Origin of the sequence: Streptomyces sp. NPDC059201, from assembly GCF_042754585.1 — a bacterium.
Classification (GTDB): domain Bacteria; phylum Actinomycetota; class Actinomycetes; order Streptomycetales; family Streptomycetaceae; genus Streptomyces.
On the sequence record NZ_JBHZBB010000004.1, the window covers coordinates 153683 to 176024 of the forward strand.

At 72.5% G+C, this 22342-nt stretch carries 24 protein-coding genes; 10 read left to right on the forward strand and 14 right to left on the reverse strand.

What is annotated here, in order from left to right:
* Positions 1-93 precede the first annotated feature (93 nt).
* Positions 94-789: a polysaccharide deacetylase family protein gene (locus tag ACFXMG_RS15030; RefSeq protein ID WP_383815500.1), complete on the forward strand. Its 696-nt coding sequence runs from the start codon at positions 94-96 to the stop codon at positions 787-789.
* A gap of 3 nt (positions 790-792) precedes the next feature.
* Here the strand turns inward: ACFXMG_RS15030 and ACFXMG_RS15035 are convergent, their stop codons facing one another.
* Positions 793-1974: a glutathionylspermidine synthase family protein gene (locus ACFXMG_RS15035; protein WP_383815503.1), complete on the reverse strand. Its 1182-nt coding sequence runs from the start codon at positions 1972-1974 to the stop codon at positions 793-795.
* Between the two features lie 18 nt (positions 1975-1992).
* Complete coding sequence (locus tag ACFXMG_RS15040) at positions 1993-2301, reverse strand: hypothetical protein (RefSeq protein ID WP_383815505.1); 309 nt, start codon at positions 2299-2301, stop codon at positions 1993-1995.
* Between the two features lie 151 nt (positions 2302-2452).
* Here ACFXMG_RS15040 and ACFXMG_RS15045 point away from each other — a divergent pair, with 151 nt between their 5' ends.
* Entirely contained in the window at positions 2453-3304 is an 852-nt protein-coding gene (locus ACFXMG_RS15045) for a hypothetical protein (RefSeq protein ID WP_383815671.1), read from the forward strand.
* An 88-nt stretch (positions 3305-3392) separates the two neighbouring features.
* Here the strand turns inward: ACFXMG_RS15045 and ACFXMG_RS15050 are convergent, their stop codons facing one another.
* Together ACFXMG_RS15050 and ACFXMG_RS15055 are read right to left on the reverse strand one after the other, a co-directional pair.
* Positions 3393-3596, reverse strand: coding sequence for a DUF397 domain-containing protein (locus ACFXMG_RS15050; protein WP_383815507.1), 204 nt, complete (start codon positions 3594-3596; stop codon positions 3393-3395).
* The gene (locus ACFXMG_RS15055; RefSeq protein WP_383815510.1) at positions 3593-4432 is read right to left on the reverse strand and encodes a helix-turn-helix transcriptional regulator; all 840 of its coding nucleotides are present in this window, start codon (positions 4430-4432) and stop codon (positions 3593-3595) included. The genes ACFXMG_RS15050 and ACFXMG_RS15055 overlap by 4 nt, the downstream gene beginning before the upstream one ends.
* 865 nt (positions 4433-5297) lie before the next feature.
* Here ACFXMG_RS15055 and tgmA point away from each other — a divergent pair.
* The 3 genes from tgmA to ACFXMG_RS15070 are packed head-to-tail and all read left to right on the forward strand — an operon-like array spanning position 5298 to position 7628.
* A complete protein-coding gene (tgmA, locus tag ACFXMG_RS15060; protein WP_383815513.1) occupies positions 5298-5531 on the forward strand; it encodes a putative ATP-grasp-modified RiPP in 234 nt (77 codons plus the stop codon).
* Position 5532: 1 nt separating this feature from the next.
* A complete protein-coding gene (tgmB, locus tag ACFXMG_RS15065) occupies positions 5533-6477 on the forward strand; it encodes an ATP-grasp ribosomal peptide maturase (protein ID WP_383815515.1) in 945 nt (314 codons plus the stop codon).
* Complete coding sequence (locus ACFXMG_RS15070; protein WP_383815517.1) at positions 6474-7628, forward strand: methyltransferase domain-containing protein; 1155 nt, start codon at positions 6474-6476, stop codon at positions 7626-7628. The genes tgmB and ACFXMG_RS15070 overlap by 4 nt, the downstream gene beginning before the upstream one ends.
* Before the next feature lie 87 nt (positions 7629-7715).
* Here ACFXMG_RS15070 and ACFXMG_RS15075 read toward each other — a convergent pair whose 3' ends face one another.
* Positions 7716-7982, reverse strand: a complete 267-nt coding sequence (locus tag ACFXMG_RS15075; protein ID WP_383815519.1) for a GntR family transcriptional regulator — start codon at positions 7980-7982, stop codon at positions 7716-7718.
* 178 nt (positions 7983-8160) lie between these two features.
* On the opposite strand from ACFXMG_RS15075, the gene ACFXMG_RS15080 reads away from it, so the two are divergent.
* Together ACFXMG_RS15080 and ACFXMG_RS15085 are read left to right on the forward strand one after the other, a co-directional pair.
* Positions 8161-8553: a hypothetical protein gene (locus tag ACFXMG_RS15080; protein WP_383815521.1), complete on the forward strand. Its 393-nt coding sequence runs from the start codon at positions 8161-8163 to the stop codon at positions 8551-8553.
* The gene (locus ACFXMG_RS15085) at positions 8550-8756 is read left to right on the forward strand and encodes a hypothetical protein (protein ID WP_383815523.1); all 207 of its coding nucleotides are present in this window, start codon (positions 8550-8552) and stop codon (positions 8754-8756) included. The genes ACFXMG_RS15080 and ACFXMG_RS15085 overlap by 4 nt, the downstream gene beginning before the upstream one ends.
* Before the next feature lie 91 nt (positions 8757-8847).
* Here ACFXMG_RS15085 and ACFXMG_RS15090 read toward each other — a convergent pair whose 3' ends face one another.
* Positions 8848-10446 (reverse strand): PLP-dependent aminotransferase family protein, encoded by a 1599-nt coding sequence (locus tag ACFXMG_RS15090; protein WP_383815526.1) that lies wholly within the window; start codon positions 10444-10446, stop codon positions 8848-8850.
* 46 nt (positions 10447-10492) lie between these two features.
* Between ACFXMG_RS15090 and ACFXMG_RS15095 the strand changes: the two genes are divergently transcribed.
* Positions 10493-10999, forward strand: a complete 507-nt coding sequence (locus tag ACFXMG_RS15095; protein WP_383815529.1) for a carboxymuconolactone decarboxylase family protein — start codon at positions 10493-10495, stop codon at positions 10997-10999.
* Between the two features lie 78 nt (positions 11000-11077).
* Here the strand turns inward: ACFXMG_RS15095 and ACFXMG_RS15100 are convergent, their stop codons facing one another.
* The 4 genes from ACFXMG_RS15100 to ACFXMG_RS15115 all read right to left on the reverse strand — a co-directional run bounded on the left by ACFXMG_RS15100 (position 11078) and on the right by ACFXMG_RS15115 (position 15008).
* Positions 11078-12067 carry a malate dehydrogenase gene (locus ACFXMG_RS15100; protein ID WP_383815532.1) on the reverse strand — a complete coding sequence of 330 codons (990 nt, stop codon included), beginning with the start codon at positions 12065-12067 and terminating at the stop codon, positions 11078-11080.
* Between the two features lie 194 nt (positions 12068-12261).
* Positions 12262-13368 carry a DUF2690 domain-containing protein gene (locus ACFXMG_RS15105; RefSeq protein ID WP_383815535.1) on the reverse strand — a complete coding sequence of 369 codons (1107 nt, stop codon included), beginning with the start codon at positions 13366-13368 and terminating at the stop codon, positions 12262-12264.
* A gap of 292 nt (positions 13369-13660) precedes the next feature.
* Positions 13661-14146 carry a DUF3017 domain-containing protein gene (locus ACFXMG_RS15110; protein ID WP_383815537.1) on the reverse strand — a complete coding sequence of 162 codons (486 nt, stop codon included), beginning with the start codon at positions 14144-14146 and terminating at the stop codon, positions 13661-13663.
* Position 14147: 1 nt separating this feature from the next.
* Positions 14148-15008 carry a bifunctional methylenetetrahydrofolate dehydrogenase/methenyltetrahydrofolate cyclohydrolase gene (locus ACFXMG_RS15115; protein WP_383815540.1) on the reverse strand — a complete coding sequence of 287 codons (861 nt, stop codon included), beginning with the start codon at positions 15006-15008 and terminating at the stop codon, positions 14148-14150.
* Between the two features lie 296 nt (positions 15009-15304).
* Here ACFXMG_RS15115 and ACFXMG_RS15120 point away from each other — a divergent pair, with 296 nt between their 5' ends.
* On the forward strand, positions 15305-15940 hold the full coding sequence (locus tag ACFXMG_RS15120; protein ID WP_383815542.1) for a hypothetical protein: 636 nt from the start codon (positions 15305-15307) through the stop codon (positions 15938-15940).
* Positions 15941-16014: 74 nt separating this feature from the next.
* Here ACFXMG_RS15120 and ACFXMG_RS15125 read toward each other — a convergent pair whose 3' ends face one another.
* The 3 genes from ACFXMG_RS15125 to purN all read right to left on the reverse strand — a co-directional run bounded on the left by ACFXMG_RS15125 (position 16015) and on the right by purN (position 19749).
* Positions 16015-17454 (reverse strand): DUF2079 domain-containing protein, encoded by a 1440-nt coding sequence (locus tag ACFXMG_RS15125; RefSeq protein WP_383815545.1) that lies wholly within the window; start codon positions 17452-17454, stop codon positions 16015-16017.
* Positions 17455-17555: 101 nt separating this feature from the next.
* A complete protein-coding gene (gene purH / locus ACFXMG_RS15130) occupies positions 17556-19139 on the reverse strand; it encodes a bifunctional phosphoribosylaminoimidazolecarboxamide formyltransferase/IMP cyclohydrolase (protein WP_383815548.1) in 1584 nt (527 codons plus the stop codon).
* Complete coding sequence (purN, locus tag ACFXMG_RS15135; RefSeq protein ID WP_383815550.1) at positions 19120-19749, reverse strand: phosphoribosylglycinamide formyltransferase; 630 nt, start codon at positions 19747-19749, stop codon at positions 19120-19122. The genes purH and purN overlap by 20 nt, the downstream gene beginning before the upstream one ends.
* A gap of 218 nt (positions 19750-19967) precedes the next feature.
* Between purN and ACFXMG_RS15140 the strand changes: the two genes are divergently transcribed.
* Positions 19968-20708: a hypothetical protein gene (locus tag ACFXMG_RS15140; protein ID WP_383815553.1), complete on the forward strand. Its 741-nt coding sequence runs from the start codon at positions 19968-19970 to the stop codon at positions 20706-20708.
* Positions 20709-20734: 26 nt separating this feature from the next.
* Here ACFXMG_RS15140 and ACFXMG_RS15145 read toward each other — a convergent pair whose 3' ends face one another.
* The gene (locus ACFXMG_RS15145) at positions 20735-22288 is read right to left on the reverse strand and encodes a DUF6350 family protein (protein ID WP_383815555.1); all 1554 of its coding nucleotides are present in this window, start codon (positions 22286-22288) and stop codon (positions 20735-20737) included.
* Positions 22289-22342: the final 54 nt, after the last annotated feature.

Sequence of the window (22342 nt, forward strand, 5' to 3'; positions counted from 1 at the left end):
CCGGCCGCAGGGGTGGCGGGGCCACAGGGACGGCGGCGGCGGGGGGAACTTGGGGCATTGACAGGGGAGTTGGTCTAGGCCAATGATGCGGCCATGCCGAGACTCCGTCTGCGCCACGCCGTGCGTGGCGCCCTCGCCGCCCTCCTCCCCCTCGCCCTCCTCGGGGCCGTCGGCGGCACCGCGAACGCCGCGCCGCAGGGGCCGTGGCCGCCGCCCGCGCCCGTGGTCTCCCGGATCGAGACCAAGGACCCGGTCGTCTTCATCACCATCGACGACGGCTGGTTCCACGACCCCGCCGCCGCGAAGCTGCTGCTCGACCGCCGTGTGCCCGCCTCGCTGTTCCTGCTCCCGGGGGCGTACTCGTACGACTCGGGCTACTTCCACCAGCTGCTCGACCACGGGCGGGTACGGATCGAGAACCACACGGTCGGCCATCCGGACCTCACGACGCTCGACGCGGCCGGGCAGAAGGCCGAGGTCTGCGGGGCGCGGGACGCGCACCTCGCGGAGTTCGGCGACGGGCCGCGCCTGCTGCGCCCGCCGTACGGGGCGTTCGACGCGACCACCCGGACCACCGCCCGCGCCTGCGGGGCGAAGGCCGTGGTGACGTGGACGTACGACCTGACCACCTGGGGCCAGTGGACGCCGCCGACCCCGGAGCTGAAGGCCGGCGACATCATCCTGCTGCACTTCAACGAGACGCTGGAGCAGGACCTGAAGCGCGCCCTCGCCCTCGCCGACGCGGCCGGACTGAAGCCGGCCCCGCTGCGGGAGTACGTACCGGAATAAAGGTCAGAGGATCACGTGCGGGAGGAAGCGGGCGTACTCGTCCGTGATGGGGCCCGCCGACTCCCGGATGCCGAGCCCCGCCGCCTCGTCCTCGACGACCCACGCGCCCAGCAGCGTGCGGTTGCCGTCGAAGTCGGGGAGCGGGGCGAGGCCCTGGTAGCAGCAGGGCTCGTCGCGGACGACCGGCTCGCTGCCGGGCTCGTGCAGGGTGACGCCCGCGCCCTCCCGGCCGAGCAGCGGCTTGGCCGCCCAGCCGAGGGTCGTGGCCAGTTCGCGCGGCCCGTCGAGATAGGCGGGCAGCAGGTTGGGGTGGCCCGGGTAGAGCTCCCAGAGGATCGCGAGGAGCGCCTTGTTGGAGAGCAGCATCTTCCAGGCGGGCTCGATCCAGCAGGTGGTGCCGGAGCCGCCGCCGTTGTCCAGGGTGGACAGGACGTGCTTCCCGAAGCGGTCGGTGACCAGCCACTCCCACGGGTAGAGCTTGAAGCAGCTGCGGATGAAGCGCAGCTTCTCGTCGACGAAGCGGCGCGAGAGCCGGTCCCAGCCGATCCGCTCGACGGAGAGCGCCTCGGTGGCGAGTCCGGCCTGCTCGGCGGTCTCGCGCAGGTACGCGACCGTCATCAGGTCCTCGCCGAGCTCGTCGGTCTCGGAGTGGGCGAAGTGGACCGGGCCGGGCGGCAGCAGCGGCGCCTGCCGCTTCCACGCGTCGACGAGGCGCTCGTGGAGCGAGTTCCACTGGTCGGCGCCGGGGAACCGTTCCTCCATCCAGAACCACTGCGGGCTCGCGGCCTCCACCAGGGAGGTCGGGGTGTCGGCGTTGTACTCCAGCATCTTCGCCGGGCCCGTACCGTCGTAGACGAGGTCGAAGCGGGCGTAGAGGGAGGGGAGTTCGGCACGCCGGCGCCAGGACTCGGCGACCCGCTCGGCGATCCGGGGATCGGTGATCCCGAGGTCGGCGAAACGGTTCCGCTCGACGATGTGCGCGGCCGCCGCGAGGCACATGGCGTGCAGCTCCTCGACGACCTCCTCCAGCGCCTCGACCTCGGGCAGCGAGAAGGAGTAGTACGCGCTCTCGTCCCAGTACGGGCGCAGCGAACCGTCCGGATAGCGGGTCAGCGGATAGACGAGACCCTGCTCCTCGACCGTCTCCTGCCAGCCCGGACGGGGCTCGATGGTGTGCCGTTCCATGGTGCCGGTCCGCCCGTCTCAGCCGCCGCTCGACCCGGAGGACGAGCAGCCGAAACCGCCGGTCTCGACGGCCTTCTTGTCGAAGCTGCCGCCGGAGACGCGCCGGTCGCTGACGTAGCCGCCGTAGTAGTACGCGCCGCGGACGGTCGTGCCGTCGTCATCGTCGTCGTCGCTCGAACCGCCGGTGTCGCAGCGGTAGCCCGGCAGCTCCTCCAGGGTCACCGGGTCCGCGCACCGGCGGTCGGGTTCGGCGCCGCAGGCGGTGATCGTCGCCGCGAGCACGCCCATACCGCCGAGCACCACCGTGCTCGACCTGAGCCTCCGCATGTCCCTCGCCCTCCCCTTCGCGTGGCCGCGCACCTTCGTGTGCGCGTGGCACGTCCGCGCGGCCGTTCGTATGACCGCGGGCCTCGCGACCGCACAGTGTAGGCCGCCGCTTTCCGCCACCGGCACCTAGAGTCGCTATGTGCTCTTGGGTATGGTTTGCGCGCTCGGATCGTCCCTGTGCTTCGGCGCGGCCACGGTCTTCCAGGCCGCCGGCGCCCGCGCGGCGGCGCCCGGGACGGGCAGCGGGGTCGATGTCGGGCTGCTGTGGCGGGCGCTGCGGCAGTGGCGGTATGTGGCCGGTCTCGCCCTCGACGGCCTCGGCTTCGTCCTGGAGGTGGTCGCCCTGCGCGCCCTCCCCCTGTACGCGGTCGGCGCGGCGCTCGCCGCGAGCCTCGCCGTGACGGCGGCGCTCGCCTCGCGGGTGCTCGGGGTGCGGCTGAGCCGGGTCGAGTGGGGCGCGGTCGCGGCGGTCTGCGCGGGGCTCGGCATGCTGGCGCTCGCGGCGGGCCGGGAGGGCCACCGGTCCGGCCCGCCGTGGCTGCCGTGGGCGCTGCTGGGGATCGCGGCGGGGGTGCTGGTGCTCGGCGCGACGGCGGGGCGACTGCCGGACCGGTCCCGGGCGCTGGTCCTCGGCCTCGGGGCCGGGATCGGCTTCGGGGTGGTGGAGGTGGCGGTACGCCTCCTGGACGGCGTGGACGTGGCGGACCCCGCCCTGTGGGCGCTGCTGCTCGGAGGCGGGGCGGCGTTCCTGCTGCTGACCGCGGCCTTCCAGCGGGGGGCGGTGACGACGGCGACGGCGGGGATGGTGCTGGGCGAGACGCTGGGCCCTGCGGCGGCGGGCGTCCTCTGGCTCGGCGATCGCACCCGGGAGGGCCTCGGGGGGCTGGCCCTGACGGGCTTCGCGGTGGCGGTGGCGGCCTCCCTGACCCTCGCCCGCTTCGGCGAACCCCCACCCCCCGCAGCCGGGAACCCCGCAGACCGCTCGCGCCCGGCCGGTCCGTGACCGTACGGGCCCGGCTGGCCGCGTGGCAGCACGAGAATGGCCCCGCTCTCCTCCCCACTCAGAGTCGAGGCGGGGCCTTTGGCGTTGTTCAGGCGCCGAGCTGACCGGCCTTGACGCTCTCGATGAAGGCGGAGAACGCGGGGGCGTGCACGTCCAGCACGGGGCCGGCGGGGATCTTCGAGTCGCGGACGGGAACGACGTCGAACGTGGGCACCAGGTTGGTGGCGACCTCCACGCAGTTGCCGTCATTGTTGCTGTAGGAGGACTTGAACCACTGCGGATGGGACGTCACGGGAAAGCCTTTCGTGCCTCGCGGATCATGGCCACTGTCGCCGCTTGCGACAGGGCTTCGGCTTGCACCTGATGGTAGGTCTTGAGCAGAGCCACCACCGAGTCGGTGTTGCGCTCCATGTGCCCTCGGATCTGAGACTCGGCGTACGCGAGCACGGTCATATCGGGCAGGGTCAACAGGTTGAGCGGTAGGTCGAGCGCCCTGTACTCGCCCATTTCGTACGGTGCGATCTGCACCACGGTGTTGGGCAGGTCTGCGACCTCCAGCAACCGGTCGAGCTGTTCGGCCATGATCTCAGGACCGCCGACCCTGCGCCGAATGCAGCTCTCATCCAGGACTATCAGCATCATCGGCGGACGATCCCGCACGAGGGCCGCTTGCCGTTCCGCCAGGAACCGAACTCGTGCGTCCGCACGTCCCGACGTGATCGCGCCGCGCCGTACGTTGCTGTCCGCCAGGCATCGGGCGTACGCGGGAGTCTGCAACAGGCCGGGCACAATGCCGATTTCGTACAAGCGGAGCTCAACCGCCTTGCCCTCGTTGGCTACGTACTCCGGGAACCCTTCGAGGAGGGGCCCAGGCCGCGTCTTGTGCCACTCACGCTCCAGAGAGTCCACACTCCCCTTCGTTCCGAAGATCTCGTCCATCTGTACCGAGAACGGAAGGGAGGGTGGCTTGCGGGTAGTTTCGACAGCGGAAATATGCTGGCTGGAATATGCCGAACGCGAGGCCGCATCCTCCTGCGTCCACCCTCGCTGGTCCCGCAGCCTGCGTAAAAGCACTCCGTACGCGGCCTGCGGGCTGGACGTGGCGTCCAGCTCCTTGCGGTTAGCCACAACTCTTCCTTCCGATCAGGCCAGTTGAAGGGAACTCGACTGTAGGCCACGCTTACGACCCCTGGTAGTGGAAGCGCTACGGAGAGGAGCGGTCGTGACCGGACACAACGCTCGCCCGAGTCCGAACCCGATCACAAAGCCGGCGACGCCGGTCCCCGACCTCGGCACCTTCATGGCGGCGGACACCGCCGAGGGAGCGTCCCGACTCGGAAGGGTCACGGCGTGGGACGGTGACCTGATCCACCTGTCACCCCCGGGTGGGGGCACGATGTGGACAGCGGCACCGGACGAACTGCGGCGACCGACCGAGGAGGAGTGTGCGCGTATCCGCGTCCTCATCTCGCCCGTGCCGGCATCGGGCCCGTGACACGGGTGTACGGGTACGCGCTGCACCACATCGAGCGCGACCCCGAGACCGAGCCGGCCGTGTCGGCGAACTGTCTGCACGACGGGTGCGGGTGGACCTCCACGCCGACCCATGCGGTAAAGCCGGTGGATGAGGCGTGTATGAGGCACACGGGGCTTCACCCGGCCCACACCCGCTTCGCTCGACAGTTCGCGGACGTTGCGGTGGTGGGCCGCGTGGGGTCCCCGTGAGGGTCTACGCCGTCACGGCGCCTGTGAGTACCTGCGGACTGGCGCGATGAAGAGGTTGCGCGGCGTGACGACCGCGCATCGGCGCCGTGCCACATGCCCGCAGTACCGCCCACCCATGAACTCCGCTCCCTCGGCACGGCCCCTTACTGCGGGGAGGTCCCGGGGCTGAGGGAGCGGGCAAGACCCGGCCGGCTGTCTGCGTGACGGTCGACGGCCGACCGGATGTGTACGACGACCAGGAACCACCATCCGACAGGAGGAACGACCAGTGAGCACCGCTCAGACGATGCCCGCTCCGTTCGGGGTCCGGCATCTCGTATCGCCCCCGCCGAGCACCGACGACGCCCCCGTGATCACGTACAGCGAGGGGCTTCAGCTCAACGTCTCCGCCGAGGGCAACCCGTGGCACGCGATCACGGCCGAGCTGCCCGAGACGCAGACGGAGACCAGCAACGGCGACGGCAGTTCGCCAGGGTCCGACAGCGGTACGGACCTCTGGTGACATGCGCCCCATCCTCATCCTGACCGGCCGAGACGATCTCACGGCCGACGCGGTGGTCGAGGAGCTGGTGAGCCGTGGGGAACACGTCGTCCGGTACGACACGGCCGACTTCCCCACGGCCTCCCGTCTGGCCGTCTCCCTCACCGGGGACGGCTGGACGGGGTCCCTCGCCGGCTCTCGCGCGGTACGCCTCGACACCGTGAAATCGGTGTGGTGGCGCCGCCCCAACGAGTTCCGCACCCCGGATGACTGGCCGGGCAATGCCCGCGCGCTCGCTGTCTCCGAAGCACGGTCCGGGATGCTCGGCGTGCTCGGCTCGCTGCCAGTGCGGTGGATCAACCATCCCTCGCGCGACGCAGCCGCGAACTACAAACCCGTTCAACTCGCTGCCGCCGCTCGCTGCGGGCTGGACGTGCCCCGCTCCGTGATCACGTCGGACCCCGACCACGCGCGGTCGTTCATGGGGGACGACACGGTCGTCTACAAGGGGCTCGGAGGCGGGGTGCTCGGGCCCGAGGGACGGCAGTTCCTTCCCGTCGCGCTCGTCTCCGCCGACCAGGTCGACGACGCCGTACGTGGCACCTGCCATCTGTTCCAAGAGCGCGTGGACAAGGCGTATGAAGTCCGGCTGACGGTCATCGGCGACAGGATGTTTCCCGTTGCCATCCACGCGGGCAGCGAGGCCGCCCGACTCGACTGGCGGACCGACTACCGGTCCCTCACCTACGAGCCGATCACCATGCCAGTCAGCGTCGAAAAGGCCGTACGGGCGCTCATGGACGAACTCGGGCTGTTCTTCGGCGCCCTGGACTTCGCCGTCACGCCGGACGGTCGGTGGGTGTTCTTCGAGGTGAACCCCAACGGGCAGTGGCATTGGCTCGCCGTCAAGGCCGGTATCCCGCTCGTTGCAGCCATGGCCGATGCACTGCAAGGAGAACCCCCGTGACCGAGGTATCCACATGGACCACCGCCGCGAAGGCACTCGCCGACAGGGTGACCGCCGACGCGCCCGCGTGGCACGACGCTGTGAGCGGCACCCCGCGTGATCAGCTCGTCCCGCGCTGGTGGCAACCCATCCCCGACAGCCCCGGACGGGAATGGGAGCTGGTGAGCCTGCCCGAGGGCTCCCCCGAACGACTGACCGCCGCGTACACGGATGCCACGTTGGTGACCCGAGTCGGCCCCCTGCACGCCGACCAGGCCGAGCACGGCGAGCGTGGGAAGGGCGAACCCACGTCGTCTTCCACGCTGCCGGGGCTCATCGTCTCGATGGCTGACCGGCTCCGCGTCGAACCCGGAGACAGGGTGCTGGACGTAGGAACCGGCTCCGGATACTCGGCCGCCCTGTTCGCGCACCGCTTCGGCGACGAGTCCGTCACCAGCGTGGACGTGGACCCGTACTTGGTGGAAGCCGCCCGTGCCCGGCTCGCCGGCTTCGGCCGTACGCCCCGCATGGAAGCGCTCGACGCCACGGGCGAACTCCCGGACAGCGAGTACGACCGCATCATGGCGACCGTCTCCGTACGCCCGGTCCCCGAATCGTGGCTGCGCGCTCTGCGGCCCGGTGGTCGGCTCGTGACGACGATCGCCTACACGGCGCTGCTGATCACGGCGGACATGGGGCCGGACGGAGTCGCCCGGGGCAGCGTCCAGCCCGACCCGGCGACGTTCATGGAGACTCGGCAGAACGCGGACTACCCGCCCAAGCTGAACGACGTGTTCGTGTCGGCCCGTGTCCGCGAGGGCGACGACGTACGGGCCCCGGACGGGCCGATCCCCGACCTCTGGCAGGAATGGCCGCTCCGGTGGCTGTACGAGCTGGACACGCCCGGTGTCGAGACCCGGTCAGCCGTCCACCCCGACGGACGGCGTGTGGTGTGGCTGCTCGCCGCAGACGGGTCGTGGGCCCGCGCCGAGGACTCCGAGTCCCCCCTCGTGCACCAGGGCGGCCCCCGTCGACTCTGGGACGGGTTGGAGGGGGTACGTCGACGCTGGGACGAGAACGGCCGGTTCCCCCTGCACGACATGCGGGTGGAGTTCTCGCCCGAGGTAAGCCGGCTGCTCGCTCCGACGGGCAAGTGGGACTTGCCGATCTGACCCCGGCCCACGGCAGGGTTCACACCGCACTGCCCCGTCCGTGCGTTGCCCCCGTGGCGCATGGGCGGGGCTCTCGAATGCGCAGGCTTACGCCTCCGCCTGGTCGTCGTCCTCGCTGCCCGAACCGGCGGCAGGCGCAACGAAACTGCCCTTCCCCCACCGGGTCTCGATGAGCCCTCGCTCACGGGCGATGCCGATCGCTCGGCGGACAGTCATCCGGGCCACGCCGTGACGCGCGCAGAGGTCCGCCTCTGACGAGACGGGGTCACCCGCGCGCTTCCCCTTGATTTCGGCTTCAAGGGCGTCCAGCACATCCATGTACGGGGCACGCGGGTGGCTCGGGGTCTCGGGCATGGAGCGAGCGTAGACAAACCGCCGACGCCGAGCCACTTAGACGAGTAGATAAGTTAGACAGGTGGACAGGTTAGACGTGTTGCCCTAGCGTGATGCCCCGAACACAGAAAGGCCCCGGCGAACCGGTCCTACGCGGTCCGCCGGGGCGTCGCCGATCAGCTGTTGGGAGCTGAAAGACATGTACGAGCTTATCGCCCTCACATCCATCGGAATGGGACTGCTGCTCACCCTCTGGTGCGCGCTCGAACTGTGGCCGGGCCGGCAGCCCGGACGCCACTCCGCCGCCTACCGCGCGCCCGAGACCCTGCCCACCCTCGCCGTGCCCCGTGCGACGCCATGGCCCGCCCCGACCCCTCAGCACGTCACCGCGCGACACACCCCGCTCCGGGGCGAGGACACCCCTCTTGTTCGCCCCTACGTCCTCGCCGAGAACACCCTGCGTCTCGGAGCGATCCGCGAACGGCGTACGGCTGCTGTCCTCGCCACGCTCGGCGTGGACTACCCCTACGAGTACGCCGGGAACCACTTCGAAGCCCTCGCCGCTCTCACCGCTGCGGGGGTGACCGCATGACCCGCGAATGGCTCGCGGCCGAGACGGCCCCCGGACGCTCCGGAGCCTGGTGCTCCCGCTGCAAGCGCTGGACGTACGCACCCATGGAAGTCGGATACGTCGAGCGTCAGAGCGGCCCCGGGGTCATCCTGTACGCCTGCCCGAGCCACGCCGTAGCCATGATCCCCGGCCCGATGCCCGGAGAGCTTGAGCGGGACGCGTAGTCCCTCGCAGACATCCAAGAGCCCCGTCCGGCACGTGCCGGGCGGGGCTTCTTTCGCTGTCCGCGCCCCCCGGCACCCTCGCCGCTCCCGGTCACTTCCCCGCGCTCCCCCCGCCCCCGGCGACCTCCCCCACCCCCTCCAACACGCGGCACAGCGCTCGCAGCGCGCCCTGCCAGGCGCTGTCGGACGGGGTGCCGTAGCCGACGACCAGGCCGTCCAGGGCGCGTTCCGCGTCCGGGTGGCGGAACTGGTCCAGGCCCTGGACCGCCAGGCCGTGCCAGGCGGCGGAGTGGAGGGCGGCGCGTTCGGTGCCGGGGGGCAGGGAGAGGACGGCGTGCAGGCCGGCCGCGATGCCGCCGACCTGGATTCCGGGGGCGTACGCGGCCAGCGCGGCGACGAGTTGGTCGCGGCGGCGCCGGTAGCGCAGGCGCATGGCCCGGACGTGGCGGTCGTGCGCTCCCGAGGCGAGGAACTCCGCGAAGGCGAGCTGGTCGGGGGTCCCGCACATCCAGTCGACCACCGAGCCCTTGCCGGCGGCGACCTCGTCCACCAGGGCCTCCGGCAGCACCATCCAGGCGAGGCGGAGACCGGGGGCGAGAGACTTGCTCGCCGTGCCGAGGTAGACGACGCGCTCCGGGTCGAGGCCCTGGAGAGCGCCGACGGGTTGCCTGTCGTAGCGGAACTCCCCGTCGTAGTCGTCCTCCAGGACGAATCCGCCGGTGGCCCGCGCCCAGTCGACGACCGCCGTCCGCCGGTCCGGGGGCAGCGCCCCGCCGAGCGGGAACTGGTGCGCCGCCGTCAGGAGCACCGCGTCCGGCGCCAGCGCGGCCAGTTCCTCGACCCGGGTGCCCCGTTCGTCGAACGGCAGCGGCGGGGTGGCGAGTCCGGCGTCGCGCAGCAGCGCCGCGTGGGGGCCGAGCCCGTACGACTCCACGGCCACCGCCCCGGCCCCGGCCCCGGCCACCGCCCCCGCCCCCGCCCCGGCCCCGCGTCGCCGCAGCGCCCGGCCGATCAGCATCAGCGCGTGCGCGAACCCCGCGCAGATCACGATCCGTTCGGGCCGCGCGTGCACGCCCCTGGCGCGGGCCAGGTACTCGGCGAGGACGGTCCGCAGCTCCGCCCGGCCGCGCGGATCCCCGTACCCGAACGCCTCGTCGGGCGCGGCGGTGAGCGCCCGCCGGTACGCCTTGAGCCACGCGGCGCGCGGGAAGGAGGCGAGGTCCGGGGTGCCGGTCCGGAGGTCGTACGCGGGCACACCGGCCCGCCGCCGGGGTGCCCTCACCCCGGAGCCACCCCCCGCCCGCCACGCACTGCCGCCCGGCGTCGGTTCGGCGGGGACGGCCGAGGGAACATCCGCCTCGCCCGCATCCCGATCCCCACCCCCATCCCCATCCCCCTCCTGCGACGGGGCCGAAGACGGAGGATCGGCCCGGCGGGCGACCCGCGTGCCGGAACCCTGGCGCGCCGTGAGCCACCCTTCGGCCACCAGTTCGGCGTACGCCTCGGCGACCGTGTTCCGGGCCACCCCGAGGTCCGCCGCGAGCTGCCGCGAGGACGGCAGCCGGGTGCCGGGCGCGAGCCGTCCACCCCGTACGGCCTCGCGCAGGGCGTCCATCAGACCCGCCTTGAGCCGGGTGCCGCGCAGCTCAAGATGGAGGTCGGCTCCGAAAGTGGCCCAGTCGTTCCGCATGGAAATGGACCATACCGGCATGCCATCCGCTGCGTACGGTGGCTTCATGACCACCACCACAGCGCACGCCCCCGCCCAGGCCCTCGCCCACGAGCACGCCCCCCGCATGCCGTTCGCCGAGCGGGTCCCCGACTACTACCGGGCGATGCTCCGGCTGGAGCAGGAGGCCGCCAAGGGCGTGGACCCCTCGCTCTACCACCTGATCAAGATCCGCGCCTCGCAGATCAACCACTGCGCCTTCTGCCTCGACATGCACACCAAGGACGCCCTCGCCGAGGGCGAGACCGTGGAGCGGGTCGTCCAGCTCGCCGCCTGGCAGGAGTCCCGGCACTTCTACACGGAGCGGGAGCTGGCCGCGATCGCCCTCACCGAGGCGGTCACCGTCCTCACCGACGGCTTCGTCCCCGACGAGGTGTACGCGGCGGCCGCCGCGCACTTCGACGAGGAGGAGCTCGCCCGGGTGATCGGCGCGATCGTCGTCATCAACGCGTGGAACCGGATCGCCGTCACCACCCGCATGGTCCCGGGCCACTACACCCCGCGCTCCCACTGAGAACGGACGGAGCCCCCGGTCGTACCGCACACAGCAGTACGACCGGGGGCTCCGTCACGCGCTCGCTTCGGGCAGGGCTCAGATGAGGCCCAGCTCGCGCACCGCGTCGCGCTCCTCGGACAGCTCCTTGACGGAGGCGTCGATGCGGGCGCGGGAGAAGTCGTTGATCTCCAGGCCCTGGACGATCTCGTACGCGCCGTCCTTGCAGACGACCGGGAAGGACGAGATGAGGCCCTCGGGGACGCCGTAGGAGCCGTCCGACGGGACGCCCATCGAGGTCCAGTCGCCCTCACGGGTGCCGTTGACCCAGGTGTGGACGTGGTCGATGGCGGCGTTCGCGGCCGAGGCGGCGGAGGAGGCGCCACGGGCGTCGATGATCGCGGCGCCGCGCTTGGCGACGGTCGGGATGAAGGTGTCGGCCAGCCACGCCTCGTCGTTCACGACCTCGGCGGCGTTCTTGCCCGCGATCTCCGCGTGGAAGATGTCCGGGTACTGGGTCGCCGAGTGGTTGCCCCAGATGGTGAGGCGCTTGATGTCCTCGACGGAGGCGCCGGTCTTCTGGGCCAGCTGCGTCAGCGCGCGGTTGTGGTCCAGGCGGGTCATCGCGGTGAAGCGCTCGGCCGGGACGTCCGGGGCGGACTGCTGCGCGATGAGGGCGTTGGTGTTGGCCGGGTTGCCGACGACGAGGATCTTGACGTCGTCCGCCGCGTGGGCGTTGATGGCCTGGCCCTGCGGCTGGAAGATGCCGCCGTTGGCGGCGAGCAGGTCGCCGCGCTCCATGCCCGGGCCGCGCGGGCGGGCGCCCACGAGCAGACCGATGTTGGCGCCCTCGAAGCCCTTGTTCGGGTCATCGAAGATGTCGATGCCCTTGAGCAGCGGGAACGCGCAGTCGTCGAGCTCCATGGCGGTGCCCTCGGCGGCCTTGACGCCCTGCGGGATCTCGAGGAGGCGCAGCTTGACCGGCACGTCCGCGCCGAGCAGGTGGCCGGAGGCGATGCGGAAGAGCAGCGCGTAGCCGATCTGGCCGGCCGCGCCGGTCACGGTGACATTCACGGGAGTGCGGGTCATGGCGATCTCCGTAAGACAGCTGGCGGTGGGGTTCCCTGCCCCTGAGGCTGGATATCGCTCCCCTGATCGATCGATGTCTCGATGTGAAGAGATATCCGGCGGTCAGGCTATCGGACCCGGGCCCCTGCGCACCCCCACCCCCTTGTGGTCCGGCTCACCTCCTCACCGTTTCACCCCTCCGCTCACCCCTCCGTTCACCCGTCCGTGCAGCCGTCGCCGCCGTCGGTGAGGGCCGCGCAGGCGCGGGCGGCGCCGCTGGAGGGGACCGGGATCATCGTGGTGTACGCGCCGGTGTCGGGCGCGCGCACGTTCTCGACCTGGATGGCGGTGCCCGCCTGGACGCTGATCTCGTCCCCCTCGGCCGCCCCGCTGATCCGGGCCCAGGCGGCGGCGCAGACCTCGCTGTGCCGGACCTCGACGAGGGCGGAGCCGATGCGGGTGCGGGCGACGGTGGTGGCGAGCGGCCCGCCGCAGCCCATGTCCTCCGGGTCCATGCCCCCGCAGTCGGCGCCCGTGCAGCGGACGCCCTCGGGAAGGCTGGGGGTGGGCGTCGACGGGGCGGTGGTGGCCGGGGCCGTCGGCGCGGCGGCGGGCGGCCCCTCGGACCCGCCGAGATCGACGAAGAGCACGGCGGCGGTGACGACGAGCGCGGCACCGACGATCCCGGCGACGTAGACCACCGGCGAGACCCGGCGCCCCCGGCGCGGGCGGTGGGTGCCGCCGGCGGGCCCTGAACCAGGCGCGGGACGCCGAGGCTCGGGCACCGACCCCGGAGCCGACCCCGGAGCCGACCCCGGAGCCGACCCCGAAGTCGTCACGGGAGCCGGAGCCGGAGCCGTCACAGGCGCGGGAGCCTTCACGGAAGCCGGCGCGGGAGCCGGAGCCGTCACAGGCCCCGAAGCCGTCGCAGGGGGCACCGCCCGGATGCGCATCGTCTGGTCGGCCGATACGCCCTCCGGGGCGCGGCCCCCGTCCCGTACCCCTTCCTCGTCCCGCTCAGGCCCCGACACCGCCACCGACCGCTCGCGCAGGAGGCGTTTCCAGGCGCGGTCGGCGTGCTCCCACTGGGCGGCGAGGGGGCCGAGGTCGGCGCCGGTGATGTCGGAGAGCGCGACGACGGCGCTCCTCGGCACGGCCCTGCGGGCGTTCAGGTACGCGTCCCAGTCGTCCCGCCCCTGTCCGGTGCGCTCGGCGACGGCGGCGACGCCGAGTCCGCTGCGGTCGATGACCAGCCGCAGCCGTTCGGTGAACGTCCGCACGTCCGGATCGAGTTCGTCCGACAGCGACTTCCACGCCGACATGTGCGCCCCCATCTCCCCTGCCCGTTGTCCCCGGCCGTCCCCAGCCGTCCCGGCTTCCCCGAAGGATGGCAGCTCCGGCGGGCGAGCGGGACCCCGGCCGGAGGGTCCCGATGTACCGGAATGGTCACCTCCGTGCCACAGCGGACGGCCCGAACTTGCCCTTCGTTGGCGGGTACATGACCCTTGATCACAGACGGCGCCCGCCCTCCCACGGGGGAGAGGGCGGGCGCCGTCGTCTGCAAGCCGCGTCTCAGGTGCCCTGCACCACGCCTCAGGAGACCTGCGCCACGTCTCAGGTCACCGTCAGATGGAGGATGTCCTCCAGGAACGGGATCTTGAGCCAGGGCTTCGGCTGCACCATGAGCGCGAGCAGCACGATCAGCGAGCCCATCACGCCGTACGTGATCATGTCGGTGAAGCGCGAGCGGACCGCGAGCATGCCCACCGAGGGCAGTACCCGGCGGAGCACCGCGCCCATCAGCAGCGCGGCCCCGACCATCATCGTCCCGACCCGGAAGGACTGCCAGAAGGGGTCGGTCCCCACCACGAGCAGTCCGAGCGCCGCCGTCCCGAGCACCAGGAGCAGCGGCCACTGGCGCGCGGGCGCGGGAGCGTCGCCGCCCGCCGCCCGGCCGCCGCCCTCGGGGCGGGCCGTGTCGGTGGTGACGGTCGGCGGCCGGCGCGAACCCCGCACCCGGCGGACCTTCGACACCCGGCCGCGCGGCAGCTCCCGCGGCCCGTCGGGGGCCCCGGGGGAACCCGGGCTCCCCGGGGTCATCTCAGAGCGCCGCGGCCGCGCGCTCCGCGGCCTCGACGACGTTCACGAGCAGCTGCGCGCGGGTCATCGGGCCCACGCCGCCGGGGTTCGGGGAGATCCAGCCGGCCACCTCGGCGACGTCCGGGTGCACGTCGCCCAGGATCTTGCCCTCGGCGTTGCGCGAGACGCCGACGTCGAGGACGGCCGCGCCCGGCTTCACGTCCTCCGGCTTGATCAGGTGCGGCACGCCGGCGGCGGCCACGATGATGTCGGCGTTCCGCAGGTGCGCCGAGAGGTCGCGGGTGCCGGTGTGGCACTGGGTCACGGTCGCGTTCTCGGAGCGGCGGGTCAGGATCAGCGGCATCGGGCGCCCGATGGTGACACCGCGGCCGACGACGACGACCTCGGCGCCGTTGATCTCCACGCCGTGGGCGCGCAGCAGGGTGATGACGCCGTTCGGCGTGCAGGGCAGCGGGGCGGGCTCGTTGAGGACGAGCCGGCCGAGGTTGGTCGGGTGCAGGCCGTCGGCGTCCTTCGCCGGGTCCATCAGCTCCAGGATGCGGTTCTCGTCGATGCCCTTCGGCAGCGGCAGCTGGACGATGTAACCGGTGCAGGCCGGGTCCTCGTTGAGCTCCCGGACGACCGCCTCGATCTCCTCCTGCGTGGCGGTCGCGGGGAGTTCGCGCTGGATGGAGGCGAGGCCGACCTGCGCGCAGTCGCGGTGCTTGCCGGCCACGTACTTCTGGCTGGCCGGGTCGTCGCCGACCAGGACGGTGCCGAGACCGGGCGTGATGCCCTTCTCCTTGAGGGCCGCCACACGGACGGTCAGGTCGGACTTGATCGCGGCCGCGGTGGCCTTGCCATCGAGAATCTGGGCGCTCATGGGGGACATCCTCCCGGATGACCCCCACCGAGTTCCAATTCGCTCCCCCTTCCCACCTCGCTTCCCTCCCCCTCCCCTCCCACCGGAGGTTCCGGGAGGGGCCCGGCCGTCGGAACGGAGGGTTGCACTTGCACAACTCCGGTGCGTATCGACTGGACAACACCTCGGAGCTACGACGACGATTGCCCCCGCAGTGCCGCGGAAAGTGCCGGGGGGAGTCCGCTCACATGCCGTGAAAGTTCCTCCGCGCGGGCCGCGTCGTCCCCGCACGAGAACATTCACGGAGGAATGACCCGATGAGCTTCGGCGACCCGAACAACCCCTACGGCCAGCCGCCGCAGGGTCAGCAGCCGGGCTACGGCTACCCGCAGGCCCCCCAGGGCGTCCCGCAGCAGGGCGGCTACGGCTACCCGGCCGCCCCGCCCGCCTCCCCGTACGGCCAGTTCCCGGGCGGCCCGAACCAGATCCCGCAGTCGATGCCGGGTCTGCTGATGACGGCGCGGGTGTTCCTGTACCTGGTCTCGGCGGTGCAGATCATCGCCGGTGTGCTCTACGTCTACGCGGCGAGCATCGCGAGCGACGCCTCGGACCTCGCGTCCTCCTACGGCACCTCGGACAACCCGCTCGGCGACCTCGGTGACGCCGCCGCCGGCATCCTCGTCATCATCGCCCTCGTCTTCCTGGGCCTCGCCGCGCTGTCGATCACGCTCGGCGTCAAGTTCAGCCGGGGCGGCCAGGGCGTGCGGATCACCACGGTGATCTACGGCGCGCTCGGCACGATCGTGGGCGCCATCGGCCTCTTCATCGGGATCGACTCGGGGCTGGCCACGGCCATGATCTTCCCGCTGATCTGGGTCGTCTTCGGCGTGATCATCACCATCGCCCCGGTGGTCCCCAGCGGCACCGCCTGGTTCGCCCGCCCGCGCTACTGATCCGGCGCGGCCGCACGGCACGCCGAAGGGGCCCGGTTCCGCCTGGAACCGGGCCCCTTCGCGTACCCCTCACGTCACTTCCGCTTGAGCACCGCGAAGCCCTCGGAGCGGTGGACGATCTCGTACGCCGCCTCCGGGTGCAACTGCGAAGCCGTCACGGCCGGGTCCGAGGTCTGGCCGGACCAGCCGCGCAGGTCGAGCGCGAGGTAGTCGGGGGTCACGCCCTTCGACGTACCGACCCAGAAGACCCGGTGGTCGGCGGTGAGGTGCGCGAGGAGCGGCACGTCGGCCTCGACGGTGGCGCCCTCCGGGACCGCCGCGACCGCCGCGCGGGCCTGCTCGGCGCGGGCGTCGGTGCGGTACGTCTCGGACTTCAGCAGTTCGCGCAGCGGAAGGTTCGCGGCGAGGGTGAGGGCGACGGCCGTGGAGACGGCGACGGCGACCTTCCCGTACGCGGCGAGCCAGGCGCGCGGCGAGGTGCGCACCGCGCGGACCCCGTCGACCAGGGCCAGGAAGACGACCGGCATCAGGACGGCGCTGTAGTGCCAGTGCATGCCCCAGTGGTTGGCGTCCTGGGAGACGAAGCGCCAGCCGAGGGTGGGCAGGACGAGCAGCACCAGCGGGGAGCGCAGCGCGAGGAAGCCGGTGATCGCGAGGAGGTAGAGGACCATCTCCCAGCGGTCGCCGGAGGTCAGGGCGGAGCTGATGATCTGCCCGAGGGAGGTCTCGGCGCCGGTGCCGGTCTTCTCGATCTTCGCCCAGTAGTCGTACTGGCCGAGCTTGCTGGCGGCCGGGATGAGGACGAGGACGGTGAGCGCGAAGGCGGCGACGCCGAAGCCGGCGAGGGCGGCGCCGAGCTTCCGCTGGCCCTTGACCGCGAGGACGACGCCGACCATGGCGACGGTGAGCCCCATGTCCTCCTTGACGAGGACGAGCGGCGCCGCCCAGGCCGCGGCGGCGGTCCAGCGGCCGAAGAGCAGCGCGCGGCAGACCAGGGCGAGCAGCGGGACGGCGAAGGCGATCTCGTGGAAATCGGACTTCACGGCCTCCTGGAGGCCCCAGGAGAGCCCGTACGCGACCGTGAGGGCGAGCCCGGCGGCCCGGCTGCCGAGGATCTGCTGGGCGGTGCGGCCGACGATCACGGCGGAGGCGGCGAAGAGCGCGGCCTGCGCGAAGAGCAGCGAGACCGGCGAGGGCCAGATCCAGTAGAGCGGGGCGAGGAGCGCCGTCACCGGGCTGAAGTGGTCGCCGAGTATGGGGAAGCCGGGGCCCTTGATGTCGACGACGGGGACCCGGAACTCGGCGTAGGAGCGGACGGCCTGCCCGAAGATGCCGAGGTCCCAGGAGGGGGTGCGGAACTGGTCGTACTGCACCCAGGAGTAGAGGAAGTACAGACCGGTGAGGACGGCCGCGATCGCCACGTACGGCAGGTACGGGACGCGTGGCGGGTCCGTGCCCTCGGCGGGCCGCTCGTCGGCGGGGTCCGCAGCGGGCTTGTTCAGTACGTCCAACACCACGTCTCCACTACTGCCGGCCGGCCCGGGGCCTGACCATTAGACCAGAGACGGCTGGGGAGCCCTCCGGAAAGAGGAGGGCTCCCCAGCGCGTCGCACCGTCAGTGGAAGAAGTGGCGGGTGCCGGTGAAGTACATCGTCACGCCGGCCTTCTTCGCGGCCTCGACGACGAGCTCGTCGCGCATCGAGCCGCCGGGCTGGACGACCGCCTTCACGCCGGCCGCGGTGAGGATCTCCAGGCCGTCGGGGAAGGGGAAGAAGGCGTCGGAGGCGGCGTAGGAGCCGCGGGCGCGCTCCTCGCCGGCCCGCTCGACGGCCAGCTTGGCGGAGTCGACGCGGTTGACCTGGCCCATGCCGACGCCGACGGAGGCGCCGTCCTTGGCGAGCAGGATCGCGTTGGACTTGACCGCGCGGCACGCCTTCCAGGCGAAGGCGAGCTCGGCGAGCTCGGCCTCGGAGAGGGCGTCGCCGGTGGCGAGGGTCCAGTTGGCCGGGTCGTCGCCCTCGGCCTGGAGGCGGTCGGTGACCTGGAGGAGGGCGCCGCCGTCGACGGGCTTGACCTCGACCGGGTTGGCCGGGGCGCCGTCGGCCCTGAGGACGCGGATGTTCTTCTTCTTGGCGAGGACCTCGACGGCCCCGTCCTCGTACGCCGGGGCGACGATGACCTCGGTGAAGATCTCGGCGACCTGCTCGGCCATCTCGACGGAGACCGGGCGGTTGACGGCGATGACGCCGCCGAAGGCGGAGAGCGGGTCGCAGGCGTGGGCCTTGCGGTGGGCCTCGGCGACGTCGGCGCCGACCGCGATGCCGCACGGGTTGGCGTGCTTGATGATCGCGACGCAGGGCTCGGAGTGGTCGTACGCGGCCCGGCGCGCGGCGTCGGTGTCCGTGTAGTTGTTGTACGACATCTCCTTGCCGTGCAGCTGCTCGGCCTCGGCGAGGCCGCCCGTGCCGTCCACGTACAGCGCGGCGCCCTGGTGGGGGTTCTCGCCGTAGCGCAGGACGTTCTTGCGCGCGTAGGTGGCGCCCAGGAAGTCGGGGAAGCCGCCCGCGGCGGAGCCGCTATCAGACACAGTGTCGGCGGCGGCGTAGTCGCCGGCGAACCAGGAGGCCACGGCCACGTCGTACGCGGCGGTGTGCTGGAACGCCTCGGCGGCGAGCCGCTTGCGGGCGGTCAGGTCGAAGCCGCCCGCCTGGGCGGCGGCGAGGACGTCCGCGTACCGCTCCGGGCTGGTGACGATGGCGACCGACGGGTGGTTCTTGGCGGCGGCGCGGACCATCGACGGGCCGCCGATGTCGATCTGCTCGACGCACTCGTCCGGGGTGGCGCCGGAGGCGACGGTCTCGCGGAACGGGTACAGGTTCACGACGACCAGGTCGAAGGGCTCCACGCCCAGCTCTACGAGCTGCTCGCGGTGCGACTCCAGGCGCAGGTCGGCGAGGATGCCGGCGTGCACGCGCGGGTGCAGCGTCTTGACGCGCCCGTCCAGGCACTCGGGGAAGCCGGTCAGCTCCTCGACCTTGGTGACCGGGACGCCGGCGGCGGCGATCTTCCCGGCGGTGGAGCCGGTGGAGACGAGCTCGACACCGGCCTCGTGCAGACCGCGGGCCAGCTCCTCCAGACCGGTCTTGTCGTAGACGCTGACCAGCGCGCGGCGGATGGGCTTAACGGTGTCCGTGTTCACCGATCTGAACCTTTCGTCCCTCAATGCGGTAGCCGTGCCGGGCGAGACGCCCCACGACGTCGACGAGCAGCGAGCGCTCGACTTCCTTGATGCGCTCGTGCAGAGCGGCTTCATCGTCCGACTCCCGCACCTCGACCACGCCCTGGGCGATGATCGGGCCGGTGTCGACGCCGTCGTCGACGAAGTGGACGGTGCACCCGGTGACCTTCACGCCGTGGGCGAGCGCGTCACGCACCCCGTGGGCACCGGGAAAACTGGGGAGGAGCGCCGGGTGGGTGTTGACGACCCGGCCGCCGAAGCGGGCGAGGAACTCCTTGCCGAGGATCTTCATGAACCCTGCCGAGACGACGAGGTCCGGCTCGTACGCGGCGGTGGCCTCGGCCAGGGCGCGGTCCCAGTCCTCGCGGGTCGCGTGGTCCTTCACCCGGCAGACGAAGGTGGGCAGCCCTGCGCGCTCGGCCCGCTCCAGGCCGGCGATGGAATCGCGGTCGGCACCGACGGCGACGATCTCCGCGCCGTAGCCCTCGGGGTCGGCGGCGATGCCATCGAGGAGGGCTTGCAGGTTGGTACCGGACCCGGAGACCAGGACGACAAGACGGGCGGCAGCCACAGGGTCACTCTTTCCGTGGTGTTTGTACGGTCGTACGAACGAATCGTGCCCGTCGATACGGGGAACCCTACGAATGGCTCGACCGTCAGCAACGATACCGGCACACCGGGCGGCCCCCACGGGACGGGGGCGGGGCAGGGGGGTAGCGTCAGGGTCCGACGCCGGTCACGCCGCCCGGTGCGACGCGGTCACGACGACAGAGGGAAGACGTCCAGCAGATGCCGGATCGCCAGTCCACGAACGACAACAACCCGTTCGCCCCGCCGCCCGAGGGCAAGCCCGACCAGCCGTGGCAGCCGCGCAGGCCGGACGGCTCGGACGGGTCGGAAGGCCCGGACGGCGACGCCGCCGAGCCGTCGTCGCCCGTGACGGGGTCGTCCGACGGGCGCTGGAGCCCGCAGCAGCCGGGCCGTTCCTCGGACGGTTTCGGGCGCGGGCCCGAGCGCGAGGGCGGCCAGGGCGGTCAGGGCGGCGGATCCGGCGGCCAGGGGCCGGAGCGGCCCGGGCTGCGCTGGGACCCGACGGACCCGGCCCAGCGGCGCGCGCGGTACGCGATCCTCGGCGGCATGTGGGCCTTCTTCTTCGCGATCTTCGACATCCCGGAGCTGGCCCTGCTGCTCGGCGCGCTGTCGCTGTATTGGGCGATCAGCTCGCTGCGCGCGAAGCCGAAGGCGGCGGCCGAGGTGTCGCCGGAATCACAGAACGCGTCCCAGCCCTCGGGACGGGCGTCCGCCGCGCCGGGCACCCCGAACCCGCGCCGCTCGATGCGGACGGCCGCGATCAGCGGCCTGGTGGCGTCGTCCGTGGCCCTGCTGATCGTGGCCTTCGGCTTCACGATGCAGCTGGTCTACAAGGACTTCTACGAGTGCCGGGACGACGCCCTCACCCACGCGGGGGCACTGTCCTGCAACGACCTGCTGCCGAAGCCGCTGCGGGACGGGTTCGGGGTGCGGGACTAGCGAGAGCGCTTCTCACTTCCCACTTCTCACTTCCGCGCGTCTCCCTTGTCCGCCTTTTCTGACGCTTTCGCCGTTTGCGATCCTTCCGCCCCGGCCGTCCCCGACGGCCGGGGCGGTTCGGCTTGTGCGGTCGGGAGTGTGGGCTTGGGGTTCTCCCAGGCGGCGGGGAGGTAGTCGTACGGCTCGTAGCCCTCGTCGTCCAGGGAGAAGTCGAAGTCCAGGCCGAGGGGGTCCGGGGCCGTGGTGGAGGCCGCCGGGGCGGTGGCACCCGCCGCCGCCAGGGCCGGCTCCGGGGCCTTCGGGGTCTTCGGGGTCTTGGACGCCTTCGGCTGCTTGGGGGTCTTCGGCGGCTTCGGCTGCTTGGGGGGCTTCGGGGGCTTGGGCTCCTTCTGGCGGGGCACCCGGCGGCCCCAGGCCCGTACCACCAGCGCCGTCGGCAGGCCGACGGCCACGCCCCACAGCACCGCCGCAGCGCCCACCTGCCACCCCACCGGGCCGAAGGCGAGCAGCCGGCCCGAGCCCAGCGGGCCGCCCGCCGCGCCCGCCAGGACGGTGACCGCCGCCCCGGTCGCCCAGGCCGCGCCCAGCGCCGCGAGCGCCGTCTCACGGGCCTCGCCGGTGCCGGTCGCCCGGCCCACCGAACGGCCCAGGGCCACCGCCGCGGCCAGCGGCACGACCGCCGCGGCCCACTGCGGCCAGCCGCCGCGCCCGTCCGGCGGCAGCGCCGCGAGGAGCGGGAAGGGCGGCACGGCCGGGTCGCCGACGAGACCCAGCGGGGTCGCGAGCGCGCCCGTGCCGAGCGCGAAGCCGGGACCGAGCCCGTACGCGGCGGCCCACACGGCCGCGTTCGGCAGCAGCGCGAGGACGAGCAGCGCCAGCGCCACCCGACCGGACCACTCCCCCGCGATTCCCTCGTACGAGGCCCGCGCCGCGCCCGCGTGCCAGACCAGCGAGGTCCCGGCCAGGACCGCGCCGCCCGCGAGCAGCGTCACCAGGCCCGACCCGGCCCCGCGCAGCGCGGCGGCCGTCTCCTCCCGGCCCGGCAGGGGCCGGCCGAGCGCCGTCCAGACCCCGGCGCCCGCCGCGCCGATGACCACGCCCGGCAGCCACAGTCCGGCGGTGACGAGGTCGGCGGGGAGCGGGCCGCTCTCGCTGTAGACCACGATCACGGCCGCGACCAGCAGATATCCCCCGGAGACCGCGCCGAGCGCGCCCGCGGGCGAGGGGCGGGCTCGGGTCTCGTCAGCCGGGTCGAGGGTGGACCGGGCGGTCCGGAAGACCAGCCAGGCCGGCAGCACGGCGGGCAGCAGGGGCACGATCCCCAGCGGCGCGGGCAGCCCGCTCACGGTGTCGGTGCGGACGAGGTCGACGCCGTGGGAGAGCAGCCACAGCCCGGCGGCGAGGTGGAGGGCGCCGTTGGCGCCGCTGTCGGGGTACGGCGAGCTGATCCAGGCGACGATCACCAGGACCGCGAGCGCGCCGGCGCCGAGGCAGGCGGCGACGCCGCCGCGGACACAGGCGGTGGCGAACGCGGCGGAACGCCCGCTCTGGACCAGGGAGTGCTCGGTCAGGTGGGTCACGGGGCCATGCTGCCAACGACACGCGCTTTCGCGGCGTAACAGGCAAACATCCGT

Coding starts and splice junctions, on each gene's coding strand:
- ACFXMG_RS15105 (WP_383815535.1), bottom strand. CDS start 13,368: ATGTCGGCGTGGAAGTCGCTGTCGGACGAACTCGATCCGGACGTGCGG.
- ACFXMG_RS15090 (WP_383815526.1), bottom strand. CDS start 10,446: ATGCGGAACGACTGGGCCACTTTCGGAGCCGACCTCCATCTTGAGCTG.
- ACFXMG_RS15080 (WP_383815521.1), top strand. CDS start 8,161: ATGTACGAGCTTATCGCCCTCACATCCATCGGAATGGGACTGCTGCTC.
- tgmB (WP_383815515.1), top strand. CDS start 5,533: ATGCGCCCCATCCTCATCCTGACCGGCCGAGACGATCTCACGGCCGAC.
- ACFXMG_RS15115 (WP_383815540.1), bottom strand. CDS start 15,008: ATGAGCGCCCAGATTCTCGATGGCAAGGCCACCGCGGCCGCGATCAAG.
- ACFXMG_RS15035 (WP_383815503.1), bottom strand. CDS start 1,974: ATGGAACGGCACACCATCGAGCCCCGTCCGGGCTGGCAGGAGACGGTC.
- ACFXMG_RS15110 (WP_383815537.1), bottom strand. CDS start 14,146: ATGACCCCGGGGAGCCCGGGTTCCCCCGGGGCCCCCGACGGGCCGCGG.
- ACFXMG_RS15085 (WP_383815523.1), top strand. CDS start 8,550: ATGACCCGCGAATGGCTCGCGGCCGAGACGGCCCCCGGACGCTCCGGA.
- ACFXMG_RS15045 (WP_383815671.1), top strand. CDS start 2,453: ATGGTTTGCGCGCTCGGATCGTCCCTGTGCTTCGGCGCGGCCACGGTC.
- ACFXMG_RS15095 (WP_383815529.1), top strand. CDS start 10,493: ATGACCACCACCACAGCGCACGCCCCCGCCCAGGCCCTCGCCCACGAG.
- ACFXMG_RS15030 (WP_383815500.1), top strand. CDS start 94: ATGCCGAGACTCCGTCTGCGCCACGCCGTGCGTGGCGCCCTCGCCGCC.
- ACFXMG_RS15100 (WP_383815532.1), bottom strand. CDS start 12,067: ATGACCCGCACTCCCGTGAATGTCACCGTGACCGGCGCGGCCGGCCAG.
- ACFXMG_RS15140 (WP_383815553.1), top strand. CDS start 19,968: ATGCCGGATCGCCAGTCCACGAACGACAACAACCCGTTCGCCCCGCCG.
- ACFXMG_RS15075 (WP_383815519.1), bottom strand. CDS start 7,982: ATGCCCGAGACCCCGAGCCACCCGCGTGCCCCGTACATGGATGTGCTG.
- ACFXMG_RS15040 (WP_383815505.1), bottom strand. CDS start 2,301: ATGCGGAGGCTCAGGTCGAGCACGGTGGTGCTCGGCGGTATGGGCGTG.
- ACFXMG_RS15120 (WP_383815542.1), top strand. CDS start 15,305: ATGAGCTTCGGCGACCCGAACAACCCCTACGGCCAGCCGCCGCAGGGT.